At 56.4% G+C, this 15,555-nt stretch carries 11 protein-coding genes and 2 pseudogenes; 7 read left to right on the top strand and 6 right to left on the bottom strand.

Annotation, left to right across the window (positions count from 1 at the left end):
• Positions 1–1,462: 1,462 nt before the first annotated feature.
• A complete protein-coding gene (locus IVA75_RS00495) occupies positions 1,463–2,146 on the top strand; it encodes an HAD family hydrolase (RefSeq protein WP_247285860.1) in 684 nt (227 codons plus the stop codon).
• A gap of 379 nt (positions 2,147–2,525) precedes the next feature.
• On the opposite strand, the pseudogene IVA75_RS00490 reads toward IVA75_RS00495, so the two are convergent.
• From IVA75_RS00490 to IVA75_RS00480, 3 genes and pseudogenes are all read right to left on the bottom strand, one after another.
• Positions 2,526–3,144: pseudogene (locus IVA75_RS00490) on the bottom strand (nitrogen fixation protein FixA); the annotation flags it as partial.
• 21 nt (positions 3,145–3,165) lie between these two features.
• On the bottom strand, positions 3,166–3,909 hold the full coding sequence (locus IVA75_RS00485; protein ID WP_247285884.1) for a LuxR family transcriptional regulator: 744 nt from the start codon (positions 3,907–3,909) through the stop codon (positions 3,166–3,168).
• A gap of 898 nt (positions 3,910–4,807) precedes the next feature.
• The gene (locus IVA75_RS00480; protein ID WP_247285859.1) at positions 4,808–5,530 is read right to left on the bottom strand and encodes a hypothetical protein; all 723 of its coding nucleotides are present in this window, start codon (positions 5,528–5,530) and stop codon (positions 4,808–4,810) included.
• 959 nt (positions 5,531–6,489) lie between these two features.
• Between IVA75_RS00480 and IVA75_RS00475 the strand changes: the two genes are divergently transcribed.
• The 5 genes from IVA75_RS00475 to IVA75_RS00455 all read left to right on the top strand — a co-directional run bounded on the left by IVA75_RS00475 (position 6,490) and on the right by IVA75_RS00455 (position 11,358).
• Positions 6,490–6,726, top strand: coding sequence for a hypothetical protein (locus IVA75_RS00475; protein WP_018455420.1), 237 nt, complete (start codon positions 6,490–6,492; stop codon positions 6,724–6,726).
• A 640-nt stretch (positions 6,727–7,366) separates the two neighbouring features.
• Positions 7,367–8,239: a phosphoenolpyruvate mutase gene (gene aepX / locus IVA75_RS00470; RefSeq protein ID WP_018455418.1), complete on the top strand. Its 873-nt coding sequence runs from the start codon at positions 7,367–7,369 to the stop codon at positions 8,237–8,239.
• 362 nt (positions 8,240–8,601) lie between these two features.
• Positions 8,602–9,402 (top strand): phosphocholine cytidylyltransferase family protein, encoded by an 801-nt coding sequence (locus IVA75_RS00465; RefSeq protein WP_018455417.1) that lies wholly within the window; start codon positions 8,602–8,604, stop codon positions 9,400–9,402.
• A gap of 7 nt (positions 9,403–9,409) precedes the next feature.
• Positions 9,410–10,015: a CDP-alcohol phosphatidyltransferase family protein gene (locus IVA75_RS00460; protein WP_247285858.1), complete on the top strand. Its 606-nt coding sequence runs from the start codon at positions 9,410–9,412 to the stop codon at positions 10,013–10,015.
• 233 nt (positions 10,016–10,248) lie between these two features.
• A complete protein-coding gene (locus tag IVA75_RS00455; RefSeq protein WP_247285857.1) occupies positions 10,249–11,358 on the top strand; it encodes a histidinol-phosphate transaminase in 1,110 nt (369 codons plus the stop codon).
• 604 nt (positions 11,359–11,962) lie between these two features.
• Here IVA75_RS00455 and IVA75_RS00450 read toward each other — a convergent pair.
• Together IVA75_RS00450 and IVA75_RS00445 are read right to left on the bottom strand one after the other, a co-directional pair.
• Positions 11,963–12,435, bottom strand: a pseudogene (locus IVA75_RS00450) (transposase); the annotation flags it as partial.
• An 83-nt stretch (positions 12,436–12,518) separates the two neighbouring features.
• Positions 12,519–12,752, bottom strand: a complete 234-nt coding sequence (locus IVA75_RS00445; protein WP_247285856.1) for a hypothetical protein — start codon at positions 12,750–12,752, stop codon at positions 12,519–12,521.
• Between the two features lie 1,215 nt (positions 12,753–13,967).
• On the opposite strand from IVA75_RS00445, the gene IVA75_RS00440 reads away from it, so the two are divergent.
• Positions 13,968–14,201 (top strand): hypothetical protein, encoded by a 234-nt coding sequence (locus IVA75_RS00440; RefSeq protein WP_247285855.1) that lies wholly within the window; start codon positions 13,968–13,970, stop codon positions 14,199–14,201.
• 602 nt (positions 14,202–14,803) lie between these two features.
• Here the strand turns inward: IVA75_RS00440 and IVA75_RS00435 are convergent.
• Complete coding sequence (locus tag IVA75_RS00435; protein ID WP_157642934.1) at positions 14,804–15,292, bottom strand: hypothetical protein; 489 nt, start codon at positions 15,290–15,292, stop codon at positions 14,804–14,806.
• Between the last annotated feature and the right edge of the window lie 263 nt (positions 15,293–15,555).

Below are 15,555 nucleotides of genomic sequence, written 5' to 3'. Positions count from 1 at the left end.
CTGGTGACGGCGAGAGATCGCTGTTTTTGAAATGCATCCTTCACCGTCGCTGCAATCAACGTGCCGAAAACCGCCTTCCTCGTCTTGCTGCAAGAGAACAACACCATTGGGCTTTGCGAGCGCGCGCGGAAACATTTTACGCCCTGATGTCGGGGACCGGACATTAACGTCTTCAAGACGACCCGGCTGAAAACAGACATAGCGGCGTGAAAACATGAGCCGGTCCCCTTGCCGACCTCGCTTGCGTCTGCGCCATGTGCCTGAAAGTACATTCAGTGAAGCCTAGCCGAATCGCACGAGCTTCGTTCAGAAACGCCCTCATTTATGTGACGCTTCAATAGCCTTCACTTTGCGTATCGATGCCGTCACGGAGCGTCTACCCCTTGAAAACCGCAACAACGGCGGACAGCGCTGTTCGCTCCGTGACATCAAGCAGATCGGCGCGCGCACGAATTCAATCAGCGAACAAGGCCCGATGGTCCCTCGGTGGGGCCCAGTTCACTGAACGTCTTCGTTCTTCAGCGTAGGGTTGGGACTGGCCGCTTGAGGATTGGACCAAGACATTCCCGCCGCGGCAACAGTCGCGTAACGCTCTTTGCTGCGGCTTTTAGGCGGAGCACCGCGGGATGGCCCCCATCAGGCACCGTGCCCACCAAAGTCGACTTTTGGCGGCCGCGCTCTCGGAAGTCCGGCAGCCGGATCAGGGCCGCTGTTTCGAATCACACAGTTCGTTTGCCAAGCTCGGCGAAGCCTCCTGCCCGCGAAAGAGGACTTGGTACGAGCCTTGCTTGCTGAGGCGCAAAACCATGTGCTTCGCGCGAGCCGACGGATTACCTCCGCTCGGTGTCGGTTCCAGACATCGGATGTCTGCAACCGGACAGGGGGGAAAACAACAACATGCAACGGGCGACATCCATAATCGTCGGTCAGGGAGACATAGCATGTCCGGTGCTGCACGCGCATTTCTGTTGCCTTCGCTTACAAAAGCCGGTTTCCGATCAGCTCAAGCACATGGTGCCGAAGCTTGAAAACCGTGCACAGGGGGGGTCGGCGTTGCCGCATCTATGCATGAAGAACGGTTTCAACATACAAAGTCATGCCGGCCAAGGCAGACTAGCAGATGTTGATTTCACTGAGCAGGACGCGCATTCCAGGCCGCATGTAGCTATAGCACACGTTCGCACTCCCTCTTACAGGGAGAAGAGTGACGCCGACTTCCAGCCCTTTGATAATCATAAAACCTCCTGCCGTCGTTTGACGGTTTGTTTGGACGGGGCTTTGGTCAACGCTGATGTGCCCTTTGAAGTCTGCTTTCCTTGCTGCCGCGGGGACATGAGGGAATCGGTCTTTCTGCGTTTACGTTCGAGATGCCGCCCCCTTGGCGGGCAAAAACGCGCAGACGAGACTTCGAATAGATTGATCGCCGATCTCGCCTCAACGAAAACGTCTGCAGCATGAGGCCATGATGAAACCTGCTCTTGTATTCGATTGGAACGGCACTCTCCTCGACGACGCCGACGCCTTGCTACAAACGACGAACACCATTTTGGGCCGCTTCGGCCGAGCTGCCATCGACATGCAAACTTTTCGGGATCATTTCGATGTTCCACTTTCGGTTTTTTACCGCAATCTAGGAATGTCGGAGAGTGAAATCGAAACGGTCGATAACCATGACAGCGCTATTTTTCACGACACTTACGAACCGCTGGCGAGCAAAGCCGAACTGCGCGAAGGCGCGCGTTGCATTTTGGAAACGGCACGTCAACAAGAGGTTCCCAGCATTATTGTTAGTAACCATATAGTCGATCCCCTTATTACCCAATTACGAAGACATGGAATCGACGATTGTTTCGCGGAGGTTCTGGCTTTTGAAAGCCGCGCTACTCAATATAAAAGCACAAGCAAAGGAGAGCGGCTTCATCTGTATATGCGAGCATACAATCTGAACCCCAGCTCAACGTTCATCATCGGGGACATGCCGGTCGAAACGGATATTGCACGCGAACTTGGCCTGATCAGCGTAGCCATTACGGGCGGATTTGTTTCCGAGACGCGTCTGCGAGCGGCGCAGCCGGATTATCTCATCGAGGACCATCATAAGCTGCTGCCCATTCTGCAGGAGCGTGGCGTTTTTCAGAACTCATAACGACGCAGAGCATGACTGAAAACCTCTACCGTCCATGTCTTCCTGTTCTCCAGCGAAGCCTTCACACTGATGGCCGAAGCATCGGCTCTGGACGGACGAGGCCCAAACGAAGGTGCGCGCCTAATTAGTATTGGCCGATAGGGGACTTCGCCGTTCGAGTTTGTCAATCTGCAACCTGAGGCAGTCCGACTCAACACCCATTCCCTACGTCGAGGTCCTTCCAGACGGGCCGGTGTTGAAGACGTAAGACCCGCGCCGAGAAATTTCCTCTTGTCGGGAGCGCGCGCGGCGCTGCCGTCGAGTTCTTATCCAGGAGCGTTAGAGCCTCGAAATTGTGCAGCGACGCGCATGCCTGATAGCGCCCACAAAGCTGCCCAGATTACTCGCGGACCGGTGCGGCAACTTCCGCTTCAAGCTTTGGCTGGTGCTTGAAGATCGCGTGGATCAAAGCTTGCGGCGGCTGCTCGGAAGCCTCCACCAGCACCGCTTTGTCAGCGCGCGCCGAGGGAGCGAAGACTCACCTGATCACGGTCGGCGAGACCACATTTGGAATGGTCCTCGAGACCCGCGTCCTGTGCGTTCCATTTCAAGATTGGCGCGCGGGCGGCTCGTAGCGCATCCGGCCATGGCGCCGCGGCGAATCTGGTGGTGGCCTCGAGAATCGTAATGAGATACGGGCTGGTAAGCAGAACCTGGACACCGCCTTCGGCACGTCGTTCCGTTTGGATTGTGCGCACGGTTAGGTCTAGTGCTCTGATCTTGCCGACGTAGGTCAGCCGTCGGCATCCCAAGCCGCTTCGCAATCCCGGGTCCCACCTGGGCGGTGTCCCGTCGATGGTTTGCTTGCCGGTAAAGATGAAGTCGGCGGCATGCTCCTTACGAACTTTTCGGATGGCGGCTGCCAATGCGTAAGTTATCACCAGAGTATCAGAACCAGCGAAGCGCCGGTCAATGAGCAGAACGGCTCGATCGGCGCCGAATGTCAGCGCCTTGGGTACAATCGTCGTCCATCAAGATGCTCACGCAGCATGGACATCAAAAATAAGATTGAGGCGGATCGCCACAATGACGGCTTGGATCCGGCTGGTCGCGCCCAGCTTTCGCATCGCGTTCTTAAGATGAAAGTTCACCGTATTCTCGCTGATTTGTAATATCCTCCCGATTTCCCATGACGATTTGCCCTCTGCCACCCACCCTAGACAATCTAATTCCCGCTGTGATAGCGCAACTCTCATATTGCAGTTATCTTCCGCCGGACGTGTGATCTCCACACAAGCGGTGTGAAAGTGCCAGGCTAGTGCGTTCAGATGGCCTTTGGAATGTTGCGGATCGGCATCGTCGAACCGAGATGCAAACGATACGACCGATAATCGACCCAATGGCCCAAACAATGGTACACTCATGCCGTGCTTGAGACCGGCCTCTCTGGCCTCGTCAAGTACGCGCCTTTCGTCGGGCTGTAGTTGATATTGCTCGGCGAGTTGATCCCACAGAAACGGCCGCGAAAGCGTCGGTGTCCGCCGGACCACCGGATCGATTTTGTGGTACTTTCGCGCAAAATATCGTTCACACCACTCGGGCGGCCACTTAACGGCCACGGCGGGCGGCGGATACTCCGGTAGGCGAAGTGGCTCCGCGAAATTGAGCGCTCCGTAAGAGACTTCGCTGAAGCCTTCGTCGCTGGCACAGCTCACAAGAAGCTCGAAAAGCGATCGGAGCGATTGCGTTCGCGTCGCGCATTCGGTGAAGCTGAAAAGATCCATTTTGGGCGCCTCAGCGGGCTGACCCAAGAGGTCGGTATTGCGCCGCTCGATTGAGCTTGTTTTAAGCGGAGGCAAGTTCCAATCCGTCGCCGAGCCGCTCCGCGGTCCCGAGCTCAACGAGCCCGGTGTCACCGCGGATGTTCGGCTTGCCGGCGAGCATGAAAAGAAATGGGCCAAGGTCGTGCACGATCTACGGATCTGCATCGTCAGCCCCCAACTGATCTTCACCGCGCCGGCACCGACGAGAGCCGGGTCGATGAGCAGCCCAACAGACTCGTCGCGCAACTTTGGCTCCTTGCATGAACAATGCGCGGCGTCTGGGTGGCTTAGTCGCACGCCTCCGACGCGAACAATTCTTAAGGGTTGACCGCGACCGGCCCTCGTCGTGCAAGACGATGTTCGTCGGGGGGATACCCCGATATGCCGGCGGTCGGAAATTCTGCTTGGTGCAGAGGGCACTTTGCATACGCATCTCCGGAAGGGAGAGAACCTAGCGATGAGAACAGCAAGGGTCGTACCAGTTGCACCGCTCCAAAAAATCGGGTTTAACGACAATGACTTGAGAGAATTGCGATAGCTGCCTCGGGCGCGTGCGTTGAAGAATTCGCGACAACAGGAGGAAAGCCGACAGGCATTTGGCTTAATTGTTCGTGATGATTGCCTGATTGGCTTTTTCTCTTGACGTGTGACCGGTGCCCCTTGTGCAAGGCACCGCTGAATCGCTCATTATTGCGTGTCGCTTGCCAATAAACTGAAAACGAGCGAAAACGTTCAAGGACAGCGCATGCAGGCTGTCTGAATCCTCTGTGAGCCGAATCCGCTCTGGCCGACCAACACATGCACTTCTGAGGCACTGACGGGAGATGAGCGCTCGTCTGTCTAGTTGCGCGCCGACGCTTCAACTTGTCACTGCCGCTGTTAGCGGCTTACCGACGTTTCTCAGGACAGCGGCGCGGCAGTTGACAAACATCTGCTTCGTGTAATTCTCGCCGAAGTAATCCAGTACGAAGGTACCTGTATAGTCCGGATCATCGCCCACGCTGCGGATTAGGCTGTCGAGAATCTCGCCGATTTCGGGAATGCGCTCGCAGTAACGGGCACGGAGAACATTAACAGCGTTCATCGAGTGAACTGCCTCGTCGGCAACCACCTCTCTCAGGCAACGAAGGAAGCTGCTGCCAAGTCCGGCATAGAACTCTCTATCCGCAGCATAGGCGCGGCAAGTACACATCTCATCAAATGCGATCATAACGATCAGAGAGAATTCGTCCTTCAAGTATTCATTGATTGCAGAAAAACTATGCGATCGAGCCTCCAATCTGTCTCGAAGATCTTTTTCGGATTCACCAGCGACAAGCTCCATGATCCGGATGAAACTATCGGTGTGACGCTCTTCATCCGCGGCCCAGGCACTAATAAACGCCTCAGCTTCGTTGGTGGCGATCAGATTTCGGTTGAACACTTCTTGTTTTAAGTGCCTCGCGTCGTATTCAGTATACAACTCTGGCCACAACTTGTCCCGACGTGCGCGCACAATCGATGGTCCGGCCGTGAACATGGCCGGCGTCAACTCATCGAAAATGTCTTTTGGATTCCAGTTCCGTCGAATCGGCGCAATCATCCGACTGTCCTTCTCTGTGAGCAGCCTGGCAGACGGCGCTCGCAAAGCACACTTGCTCCACACCAAGTATGCTGTCGCCCCCTCGTTTTGGTGGGCAATTTCGAGACGGAACTCATCAAACGGTTTGAAACTCGCGACATCAACAGAAGCTCATGGGGACGGTCAACGTTTTATAGTTCGCGTGTAGTGTAGGCTGCGGCATCCCATCGCTTTCTTTGCAAACCGCTCCCTTTGCTTGCGCGGCAGGCGAACTGGGGGTCGCGGCGGCTTCCCGGCGTGCGTCAAAGCAGAGAGCCGACTGAAGGAATTCTGGCCGATTTGGTGGCCGCCGCAGGAGCTTCGCTCGGATGTGAAGGAGCATGAGCCAAGCTGGGACCATCAGCTATGACGGGTAAACCGGACTTGACCTCCCAACGCCTTTGACCGCCCCTTTTGACCCGATCCAGGCGTTTAGCCCTGACGACATCGTTCGCGGCATGGCGCCCCGCGGCTGCCAAGGAGATTCTCGAACTGCATTTGGAGCGGCCTACGCCATTCTACCTAACGAATATCGACGCAGGTGGCGGTGGCGCGCGATGCCCAACATTGAATGATTTCACTTCGCATGGAGTTGCGAGGGGTCGGCCTGCTTCTGGAGCAGCAAGCCGAGCTTGCGTGCCTTCTTCCTTACTGAGGTGATATGGCGATCGAGCCCCGGCTATATCGAAGGCCACGCGAATGGTCAAAGCAGGAGGCGCAGCGATTGATAGCTCTCGCGCGTCAGAAAACCTGCGCCGTCGGACCCGGTATCTGGGTTGGACTCCGCCCGGCGCCGACAGTGCGGTCGCGATGTGTGTCTCTGTCCTAATTCCCACATTTGCGAACAAAAGCGCAGCCGTTTGTCGCCCCTCGGACAGACGGGCCAAATCCGCTCGGCTCCAACTTCACTATTGGAAGCAGTCATCGGTTGGGGAGACGAAATGGAACATTTCCTATTAATTGAAATGACGCGCGACAAATATGTCGAGCGGTGCAAGCAGCGGGCATTCGATCATCTCGACCGAGCTGATCTTAGGAACTCGGTTGCCTCGTTTGTGCGCAATATGAACGCGCTTCCCGATTGCGAGTTGCCAAACTACTTGGCAATGCTTGGCGGTTCGCTTCTGACGGCGAACGATGCGCTCGGCCGGAGAACGCTCATTGAGGGATTGAGGTGATGGTCCGATGATCAAGCCAGCGAGGGTCTGGGCCCGCTCAATTTCTTGGGAAGGGGATGGCGCACTACCGAGCTTACCTTTTGGATCACGACCGCCACGTTATAAGCGCGGCCAATTTGCAGTGTGCCGACGAGCAAAAAGCACAGGAACGTGCTCAGCAGCTAGTTGATGCCATCGACATCGAGCTATGGCAACTCGACGGACGTATTGCGGTGTGTTTGAAGCCGCCACAAGCCGAGCCTCGCACGTGGCAGGACAGGCAAGACCGCGGCGCCCTACAGACAAACGAAGCGTGCGTGAAAGTTAAGCGCGCGTCTCAGTCCTAGGCTTCGGTTGATTGCGGATCACAGGCGCGGGATAGTTAGGGAAGACGCCCGGCATGGGCTGCAAGTTGCCGACGTAGCGATTGACCACGCGGAAGATGGCTCTTGAGCACTCCCACACGGAGCAGGTTTGCGGGCGCGGTCAACTACCAACCCTCGCAATTGATCTAGATGACGGAAGCAGGTCACCTATCGATTGATGAAATCGGCCGGTCTACACGTTAGGCCCGTCATCACAAGGAATTGGCATGCAAGACCGATTAGCATCTGTTCGCGCCAACGGCCCCGATCAATCCGCTGGTTCCTCACCTGCTGAAATGCTGCGGGCCGAAATCTGTTGCCGCAGCGAGCTATCGTTCCTCATGGAAGCGCATGATGGTCTCTCCGCCGCAATCGCTGAGCGCGCGGGGTTCAAAGGCCTCTGGGCGTCCGGCCTGTCAATTGCCTGCTCCCTGGGCTACCGCGATGCCAACGAAGCGTCGTGGAGCCAACTCGTAGATGTAGTCGAGCGGATCGTGGACTCGAGCGGACTGCCTGTGCTCGTTGACGGAGATGGCGGCTTCGGGAATTTCAACAACGCGCGCCTCGTGACACGCAGCCTCCGTCAGCGTGGAGCAGCCGGCGTGGCGCTCGAGGACAGTTGCTTTCCGAAGATGAACTCGTTTGTTGGGCATCGGCACCCCCTCGCCGATATCGACGAATTCTCTGGCCGCCTCCGGGCAGTGAAGGATACAGTCGCGGACGACTTGATCTTGGTGGCAAGGACCGAGGCGTTGATTGCTGGGCATGAGATGGACGAAGCACTTTCGCGCGCTCACGCCTACGCCGACGCGGGAGCCGATGCGATCCTCATTCATTCGCGAAGGAGCACCGCGGACGAAGTCCTTTCGTTCGCGCGCGCTTGGCAGAACAGACTGCCGGTCGTGATCGTTCCGACGAAATACTATCGAACACCGATTTCTGTATACCGAGAAGCCAGCATCTCTACGGTGATCTGGGCCAACCAGTCTATGCGAGCGGCAATAGCGGCAATGCGTCAAGTCTGCGGTCGCATCATCGCTGAGGAAAGCACCGCGAGCATTGAGCCGCACATCGCTACTCTCGAGGAAGTCTTCGAACTGTTCAAGTACGACGAACTCGCCCGTGCGGAAACGCGATATTTGCGTCCCGACGCTGAACTGCGCAAATAGGGTTTCGTCGACACAGGAGCGCATTTTCGTTGTCCACCTACTGTCCTGGACTTCCTCCTAGCTGGCCAAGTTCGACTGCAATCTCAAATGCCTAACCATTGCACTGAGATGTCCTGAGATAGCGTAGCCCGCCTCACTCAACCGAAATGCGGACTTTGCCATCTCGGCAGCTCGAGGCACCGGATCCACCGCCTCCCTTCTCTCTGGTGAAAGGACCGACGAGAACCATTTGTCTGTCTTAACGCTTGGGCTCCATTTTCAGATGGCTCCGGCAGACCTGATCTCGCTTCAGCACGCTAAAGCTGGCGCAAGAAGTCCGTCGGTGTTTCACCTTAGAGGCGCGACGAAAAAGGAACTAAACTGTGACCGATGCTCCCAAGAACGCCATCATTCTCGCCGCTGGCTGCGGCTCCCGCCTGCGTCCTCTGACAGATCTGCGGCCGAAGTCGCTGGTCGAGGTCAACGGCACTTCGATTCTTCACAACGCTCTACACAATCTGGAATCTGTTGGCGTGGAAGAGGTGACGATCGTGGTGGGTTACCGCAAAGACGCCATTCAATATGCCTGCGGTAGCAACTTTGGCGAACTCAAAATCAAATATGTCGAGTCGACCGTCTTCGACCGCACCGGAAGCGCCTATTCTTTGTGGCTGGCGCGCGACGCTCTTCTCTCCGGAGACTGCTTTCTTCTCGAGGGCGACGTCTTTTTCGAAGAGGATGCGCTGCGACACTTGATGGTCTGCCGCGGGACCGACGTAGCTGCAGTCGTTCCCTTCGATGATTCAATGGAAGGGTCGGCCGTCCTGTTGTCGCAGAACGGCTTCATCTCAGGCTTTCGATTGAAGCAAACCGCGGCAAATCTTGTCGCGGATGGCCCAAAGCTTTTCAAGACGATGAACCTCCTACGGCTTTCAGCGCCGACACTCAAGGCAACGATCGTTCCGACACTGGACGATATCATCACCGCTGGAGCTAGGCAGACCTACACCGAAGAACTTTTGGGTTATCTGATAGCGAGGCGAGGCCTACAGCTCGCCGCGGCGCAATGCGACGGCCTCAGCTGGTACGAAATTGATAATGCTGACGATTTGGAGATTGCCGAGCGCATTTTCAAGGACCGAACGAATGCCTACGCGGCGAGACGTCATTTGCAAACGAGGTGAGAGTTCAATGCTGAAATACCTTTGGGATCCAGCGAACGCGATAACGATCACAGGTCTTCTCTTTTCCTCCGCCAGCCTGTTTTTAGCTCTCTCTGACCGCCTGGAGCTATCTGTGGCAGCGGCGCTTTGGGCTGTTCTATCGGACCACCTGGACGGGTTTGTGGCAGGTCGCACGAAAGGTCGGGATCCAGATGTCGCAAAAATGGGAGCGAGCCTCGACGGCTTTGCAGATATCATCTATGGAGCCGTTGTGCCTGCGGCAGTTGTGGTACAAGTCAGCCAAGCTTCACAAGTCGCGTTTGCGACCGCAACCGCTCTACTGGTGACGGGAGCAATAAGGCTTAGCTACTTTGCGAACTTTGGCAGGTCGCGTGATGGACGGTTCTTGGGCGTCCCCTTATCATACGACGTGCCGCTCCTGGCGCTTCTATTTCTTTTTAAGCCTCTTATTCCTGCTGAAGCATTTCCGGATTTCGTGAACATTGCCTTCTTGCTGCTCGCTATAGCGCATGTCGCGCCTCTTCGCGTGCCACCACTCAGCGCAACAATGTATACGGCAATAAGCATCTTCGCCGTCGCGTCATCGGTGCTTTTAGCCAGTCGCTCCTTTTGATTGCGGATGGAAGTATGATCCAGCGACTGGCCTTCTTGGGCTTGCAGGCTTCACTCCATGCAGGTCACATGATGACGTGTAGTCTCGCCAACCCCGGCGTGCACCAGACTTGTTGCCGAGAACATCTCCGCACGGATCGGCACTGCTCGAGGCTTGTTCGCCGGGAGCTTGTCGGGAGATCGCGACCATCCTACGATTTTCGTTTGCCCTGAAACGTTGAGCTAGTCGCACTCATGAATACCGCAGCACAAATCGCCGTATCCCTTAGGCCGGACGAGGTTTCTGACCTGGTCAACCGATTCCCCGGCGGCTATTGGAAATATGACATCAAGGACTTCGTGCTTCTGGTAAATCCATATTTTCCGCCGCAGGCGTTCCTTGACGAACTTAAGAACGCTCTACCGCGGCTTATTACTTGCTATCCCTCTCCTAATGCGCAGCTGGTCCAGCTTCTAGCGGATGCGGTAAAGACGCCGGTTAATAATCTTGTCATTTGCAATGGCGTGGCTGAACTGATTCCCATCCTCCTTGGCCGACTGGGTATGCGGATTGCTGTCCCGGTCCCAACCTTCAATCCCTATGAAACCACCGCCTTGCTCGGGCGGTTGTCACGCTTTATCCTGTCACCGCCAGATTTTGAACTCGATGTGCACCGCTATGCAGCATTTGCGCGTGCAAATGGTGTCGACGCCGCAGTCGTGATATCGCCGAATAATCCCACCTCGCGGATGGTTCCCTATGCGGATTTACTATATCTGGCTTCCGCGCTTCGAGCTCAACAGCAACTCCTACTGATCGATGAGTCATTTATCGAGTTTAGTGAGCTCGGGCGAAGTGCAAGCCTGGAAAATCATCTGCTGGAATTTCCGAACGTGATCGTTCTCAAAAGCCTTGGAAAGATTTACGGGACATGCGGTTTACGGGTCGGGTATGCGGCATCAGCAAATGTACAGACGATGGACGAAATTAGAGCCGCCCTCCCCACGTGGAATGTTAATACGTTTGCTGAGTTTTTTCTAAGCAAGCTTCCTCACCTGGCGCACGCTGCAAAGCAGAGTTGGGTGAGGGTGGGCAGCGACAGGGACAAACTATACGCAGACCTGCGCAGCATCGACGGAATGAGAGTTCTGAAGCCCGACGCAAATTTCGTGTTCTGCGAACTCCCGCCCCATTGGCCGGATGGGGACGTGATCGCCTCAACACTTTTAAAAGATAGACGGATATTGATCAGGCACAATGGCGGCAAGACTCTTCAAAATGGTAAACGATTCTTGCGCATCGCAAGCCGCACTGAAGACGACAATAGGCTTTTGGTGGAAGCACTGAAAGACATCTCTGATTAGCGCAACCGACGCCGGTACTAAGCCTTCTCATGGCTGATCCAGAAGGAAAGAAACTTTAGTTGGGGGCCAGAGCTGCAATCGCAGAACACTCCATTACTCGGTCGAGCGGAATCAAAGCAGATCAAGGCCCCGCGGCAACCACATCGCGGTTCTCTTCGCGCCGTCGGCGACCACAATCTTCCAGCGCGGATCGGCTATGTACAGCACTCTTCATGCTGACCTAATCTGGTATGTGACACAAGAGCGCGTCCGCGCTGGCGGACGGAAGTCCGCCACGTTCGACTAATAAGGCGCGAAACTTGCCCCATCGGGTCACATGCCCATCCTCAAGCCACGCACACTGAGTCTGCTGTCCAAGTGCGAGCGTCGTTCTCCCGAACAAGCCTCATCATTTCCACCTTCGCGATGTTCTACCTCGCCCACCGGGCGTTGACCGTCTGAAAGCGGGTTCTCCCGATTCTCGGAACGAGGTATCTGCATTAAGTCGTCATGCGCTCGTCTATTGGTGTTGCCATCTCGTAGTCCGCCTGCCTCAGGCCGCGAGCGACAGCTTCCGCTCCTTGTAGTCTCGCCCCCGACAATCGATAATCCTTGGTAACTCCGCTGTCCCGTTGCGCCACTTGGCCGACGCGATGCCGAGTTCGGCCAGGTGCCCGCGCAGTGCATTGCTCAACATTGGTAGGCTGGCGCACCAGCGATTGTCGAGTCCGGTGCAGCATCAAAACGGCTGCTGCTCCGTCGTCTCTTGACCGGGACAAAACGCATCGGCGGCCGCGTCACAGCCTCACAGATCGCAGCCGCATCATTCGTAGCGTTCTTACTGCGATTGAGGTAGGCCTTCACATAGCTCGGAGGTGTCAGTCTGACCGTATGTCCAAGCGCCTGAAGTTCGCGGCCCCAATGATGCGCTGAGGGTCATGCTTCGATCCCAACCAAACAACGTGGCTGCTGGCAAAAATACTCCAGCACCTTTGCCCGACTTACCCGCTTCATCAGGACCGCGCGCGTGACATCGATCCGATGCACTTGGAACAGCGACTTCGCCAAATCCAGACCAATCGTGCTAACCTCACCCATGGACGGCTCCCTCAACGGGCAGATCACGCTTCCCAGCACGCCCGGCATGTTCCGGCGGTACCAACTTGGTCGGCTTGGCGATGTCAGGCGTGCTGAGCAACATCGCCGATGTCCCGACTGGTCACAAGGATGAACTGCAGATGATGCAGTGACGACCATCTTCGAGACCGGCCGGTCCGGTGGCCCGCCGCAGCCTTGAGCAGCGGCATGCCATCGAGCGCCGGTTCGTCGGGCTCGACCAGATACGTCAGCAAGGCGCCAGGTGTATTGCGTTTGATTTTAGCCAGATCAGCGCGGCGGTGGTGACGATTACTCACAGTGATACCTCGTCGTCTCCCGCAATCGTTTCTCTCACCCAGTTTGTCGTCGTAGCAAGCCATCTGGTGGTGCCTTGCGTGGTGGGCGTGGCGCGCGGCGGTGCATCATGCTGTAACGCGCCAAACGCTCGCGGCATGCGCGCGTTCTGCACGCCCCCGAACAGAACCGCGAGCTGGAGCGCTGCAGCGTTTAAGCCCTGCCGCACTGCTCGCACGTCCTGCGCCGTTCCGGAGGACTCTCGCCCTCGTCACGAACGTGGAAGACACGGCGGCTCGTGTGTCGGGCATCGAACCTGAACTCACGACGACGCTCCGGCAAAACACCCAGACGCTGGGATAATCGACGAGCAGCGGTGGGCTGACGTGTGACTGCTGGCTCGCCTCGATTCAGAACGGCACAGCCGGGGTCAAAATCTCAAACAAGGTAAATGCGCCAAGCCCAACCGCTCGGCGCCCAGAGGGAGCGGCTTGCGTCAACATCCGGGAATTCTGCGGCCGACAAGCGGCTTGGAACGACTTCCCGATTGCAAAGTTTTCCTGTTGCCCTTTGCCAGCGGGTGGCTGCCTTTCCCAAGGGGCAGCCTCAAGACAGCCCCAGCTTCACCGCCCTGAAGCTGGGGTCCTTTTGCTCTCTCAATGGTCTCGGACCGCGCTGACCGAAGCAGCCACCCTGCGGCAATTAGCCTGACGTATTGAAATCCGATATTTACCCATGATAGTTTTCACTTTTACGCTCGCGCTATTTGCTCTGAAGCCGTCCTGATAGTGCTTTTTGTGCTGGGGAGGACATTATGCGAAGCTCTCGCCCAATCTTTTGTGCCCGACGACTTAGTGAACTCATTTCTCAGCTCTCAGAGTTGGAAGATCTTCGAGATCTGGTCGAAGAAGCTGAGCGAAGCGCCCGAGGTGTGCCTCCACTACGCTGGACACATCCTCCGTCGCGCCGCGTTCGACGTGGTGAACGGGTCGCTTTGTCTGTTCGCCTCCGTCGCCACGCGGCACTAAGGGGGAATGCAGGAGCTATCAGCTCCCCCTGACAACGACAACCAAGTCGATTGGGCTTTGCCGGAGCCATTCCTGGACGGATGGTGGGCTTCCTCCTAAGCCTCTCCAAACGCTGGCTTGACCAAGAGATCGATCGAATGCTGGTGGACTACCCACCGTGAGAAGACACCTGACAGCCCTGTCGGACTATTCTTATCGTGGCCATAGCCCATGCAACAGAAGGGCCGTTCGCCAATGGACGAATTCGCGATGCTTATCGCCGAGCTGGACCGGTGCAAGGCGGAATTTCAGCACCTGCAGAACGAACTCAATCTCGCGACCGGCGCCGGGCCGACCGACATAGTAGCGCTTCAACACGCGGCCCGCCGGATGAGCGGCATCGCAGCCCGCCTCGAGGCTTTGACGCGCGCGATCTCGAAAGGTACGGCCAGCGGAGTACATTGAGCACTCCCCTCCCTTCCCTTGAAGAGAGCGAGCCGACATCCCTGAGGGAAAGGACGCGACAAACCCTCTATCGGTGGTGGTGTTTGTTCATCATGGTAGCCGCGCGGGGAAGTTAAATGCCCGCACCAATCGAAGGCCTTTTTTCATTTTTCGTTTTTGGTAGCCCTCATCGCTGGGGGTATTCCTTTTTGCCGTTGTTGCTTATGTCCTTAATCACACCAATATTGTCGGCCTGGCGATCAATGCTGGGTTGGTCGGGCTAGGAATATGGGCAATTGTGACTTGGCCGCATGATTCCGGCGCGTGGTTCATTGCCTTCTGTGCTTTTGCGATTGGCGGGTTCAATCTCTATTCAATGTTGTCGGAATAAACTTCTCTTCTTCGTTCCGATCGAATCGAAGCCTTCGACATGGCGGGTCTCGGGCGACCCGCAACGGCTCGAAGATTGTGATTGCATAATAAGACTTCTCCCGGTGCTGAGATGACTTCGCTCGACCAACGACCTGATGAGGATGGCGGCCATGGAATTTTGCGCCCCTCTGGAGGTTCAGTGACTTGAAGGGAGTGAAGGCAACCGTCGAGAAGGCGACCTACGAACGCCATTACGGGGCTATGACCCGAATCGGGAAGAATAGCGCCACAATCACGAGACAAACGCCAAGTCCAGAGATCGCAAGGTTCATCGCAATCCAAAACTGATTCAGACGTAGAACACTCAGTTTCGGAAATTCTCGCGTGTTGTCATCATCCGCGATCCGTCTGATGCTTCTCAGAGGTGACCCTGGAAGCAGCGCATCATAGGCATCACGATAGCCCCGTGCGCGCCGCGTGTGTAGCTGTATACGCTCGTATTGCTTCGCGGAAAACACTGCTCCGAACATGCCGAGCAGAACGAGTAGCAGTGCAGGCGGCAGGTCCAAAGGACTCAGCGTCTTGTCCGAAGTCATGAAGGCGATGACTGCGCCCGAAATGCCTATGAATGTAGATGCTACCGCCGCTCGTTGCGTCTCGTGATGACGCGCTTGGATCGAATTCTCTGAGTACATTTTCCAATGCGCATCGCGCAAAGTGGAGTCGTGTTCATCAGGCACTGGACCCTCCCGGCGTAGGAGCGAGTTTCCCAACAAATGAGACCACAACATTAGCAGAAGTGCCGCAGGTTGATAGTCCCTATGTGCTCACCCCTGAAGGGAGTCTAGCCGAAAATCTGCACCGGAATAGCGCCGCTGTTATTGGGGTCCACCCGTATAGTTGCCAACCGTCGACATGAGCGGCTTCGGGGTCGACAGATTGAACATCAGCCCGAACCGACCATCGGGACCAGTCTTGTCCGGCTCGTCGATCAGCTCGTAGA

It is taken from the genome of Bradyrhizobium sp. 134 (assembly GCF_023074155.1).
In the GTDB taxonomy this organism is placed as follows: Bacteria; Pseudomonadota; Alphaproteobacteria; order Rhizobiales; family Xanthobacteraceae; genus Bradyrhizobium.
The sequence above is the reverse complement of the archived record's forward strand: the minus strand, read 5'-3'. Positions and strand labels throughout refer to the sequence as shown.